Genomic DNA, 2,528 nt, shown 5'->3' with positions numbered 1-2,528 from the left:
GTGCGCGCCATCACGATGTCCGCCAGCATGCCGTCCACCTCGAACGCCGCGCAGGTCGCCGCGATCTGCCGCAGCGCGGTGTCACCCAGCACGACCGTCGGCAGCAGCGCCCGCGCCGCCGCGATCCGCTCCCGCAGCTCCCGCTCCTGCTCGACCCAGCGGACGGTGAACGCCGCCGGGTCGTCGTCGTACGCGAGCCGCCGCCGGACCACCTCCACCCGCTCGTCGGTCTCCCGGGACGCCGCGACCTCCACGGTCAGGCCGAAGCGGTCCAGCAGCTGCGGACGCAGCTCGCCCTCCTCCGGGTTCATCGTGCCGACCAGCAGGAAGCGGGACGCGTGCCGCACCGACACGCCCTCCCGCTCCACGTAGGAGGCGCCCATCGCGGCGGCGTCCAGCAGCAGGTCGACCAGGTGGTCGTGGAGCAGGTTGACCTCGTCCACGTACAGCACCCCGCGGTGCGCGTCGGCGAGCAGCCCCGGCTCGAACGCCTTGACGCCCTCCGACAGCGCGCGCTCGATGTCGAGCGCGCCCACCAGCCGGTCCTCGGAGGCGCCCACCGGCAGCTCCACCATCCTGGTGGGCCGGCGGCCGGCTGCCGGGGAGTCCGGGCCCGAGCTGTGCGGTCCGTCCGGGCAGTCCGGATCCGGCGCCGCCGGATCGCAGGCGAAGCGGCAGCCGCCGACCACGGCGACCTCCGGCAGCAGCGCGGCCAGCGCCCGGACCGCGGTGCTCTTCGCGGTGCCCTTCTCACCTCGGACGAGCACCCCGCCGATGGCCGGGCTGACCGCGTTGAGCAGCAGCCCCAGCCGCAGGTCGTCCATGCCGACGATCGCGGTGAACGGGTACGGGGTGCTCATGTGGTGATCACTCCTTTGTCGGTGACCCGGCCTGGCGGCAGGGGAAGTGCGGGACGGGGCGGCCGGGCCGTCCGCCGTCCCCGTGCGCGGGGGCTCACGCCGGAGCCCCCGGGGGGACGAAGGGCAGCGAGTCGGGCGCGCCCTTCTCGATGAGCCGCAGCAGCGCCGCGGTGTCGGCGTGCTCCTCGACGAGGTCCCCCAGCCGGTCGAGCTGCGCCTCACGCAGCGCCGCGAAGGACGTGTCGGGTGCCGGGACGAAGGCGCGTCCGCTGACGGCGGCGACCTCGCGGAGCAGGGCCCGGCGGAACGCGTCGCTCTCCAGCGAGCCGTGCCAGTGGGTGCCCCACACCGAGCCCGACCGGCAGCCGTCGAGGAACGGCTCACCGCCGGTGACCTCGGCGACCCCGTGGTGGATCTCGTAGCCCTCCACCCGGGCGCCCAGCGCCTCACCGACCGGGCGGGCGAGGGTCTTCTCCACGGCGAACCGCACCCGGACGGGCAGCAGCCCCAGCCCGTCGACGGTGCCCGCCCGGGACTCCACCTCGTCGTGGATGCGCTCGCCGAGCACCTGGAAGCCGCCGCAGATGCCCAGCACCGGGCGGCCCTCGGCGGCCCGGCGGGCCAGCGCCTCGGCGAGCCCCCGCTCGTCCAGCCAGCGCAGCGCGGCGACCGTGCCGCGGGTGCCGGGCACCACGACCAGGTCGGCGTCGGCCAGTTCCTCCGGCCGGTCGCAGAACCGCACCAGTACGCCGGGTTCGGCGGCGAGCGCGTCCACGTCGGTGAAGTTCGACATCAGCGGCACCGACAGCACCGCCACCCGCAGCACGTCCCGGCCGTGCGGCGCGGCGGTGCTGCTCTCCCGGACGGTGCCGCGCAGCGAGACCCGCAGCCCGTCCTCCTCGTCGATGCCCAGGCCGTGCCGGAACGGCAGCACGCCCAGCGTGGGGCGGCCGGTGACCCGGTGAAGCATGTCCAGGCCGGGTTCCAGCAGCGTCACGTCGCCGCGGAACTTGTTGACGAGGTACCCGGAGACCAGTTGCTGGTCCTCGGCGCTGAGCAGCGCGGTGGTGCCGAAGAACGAGGCGAAGACCCCGCCCCGGTCGATGTCGCCGACCACCACGACCGGCAGCCGCGCGGCCCGGGCCAGGCCCATGTTGACGATGTCGCCGCGGCGCAGGTTGATCTCGGCGGGGCTGCCGGCGCCCTCGCAGATCACCGCGTCGTGGGTCCGCCGCAGTTCGGTGAGGCAGTCGGTCACGGTGCCGAGCAGTTCCTCCCGGCGACCGGCGTGGTATCCCCGGGCGCTGAGTTCGCCGACGGGCTTGCCGAGCAGCACCACCTGACTGGTCCGGTCGCCGCCCGGCTTGAGCAGGACGGGGTTCATCAGCGCGGTCGGCTCCACCCGGGCCGCCGCCGCCTGCATCGCCTGCGCCCGGCCGATCTCGGCACCCTCGCGGGTGACGAACGAGTTGAGCGACATGTTCTGCGCCTTGAACGGCGCCACCCGCACGCCCTGCCGGGCCAGCCAGCGGCAGATGCCGGCGGTGACCACGCTCTTGCCCGCGTCCGAGGTGGTGCCGGCGACCAGTAGTCCGCCGCCGAGACCCGTCGCGCCCTGCTCAGCGGCTGCCATGCCGCCTCCTCGCGCCGCGGGCCGCCTGGGCGGCG

At 75.1% G+C, this 2,528-nt stretch carries 2 protein-coding genes; both read right to left on the bottom strand.

Going from position 1 to position 2,528, the window contains the following annotated elements; all coding sequences use genetic code 11:
- The coding region (locus tag ACYVE9_RS22585; protein ID WP_461029727.1) for an ATP-binding protein at positions 1-860 on the bottom strand (860 nt) is incomplete at its 3' end.
- A gap of 94 nt (positions 861-954) precedes the next feature.
- Positions 955-2,493: a cobyric acid synthase gene (locus ACYVE9_RS22580; RefSeq protein WP_461029726.1), complete on the bottom strand. Its 1,539-nt coding sequence runs from the start codon at positions 2,491-2,493 to the stop codon at positions 955-957.
- Between the last annotated feature and the right edge of the window lie 35 nt (positions 2,494-2,528).

This window comes from Streptomyces sparsus (assembly GCF_054776295.1).
The sequence above is the reverse complement of the archived record's forward strand: the minus strand, read 5'-3'. Positions and strand labels throughout refer to the sequence as shown.

Coding starts and splice junctions, on each gene's coding strand:
- ACYVE9_RS22580 (WP_461029726.1), bottom strand. CDS start 2,493: ATGGCAGCCGCTGAGCAGGGCGCGACGGGTCTCGGCGGCGGACTACTG.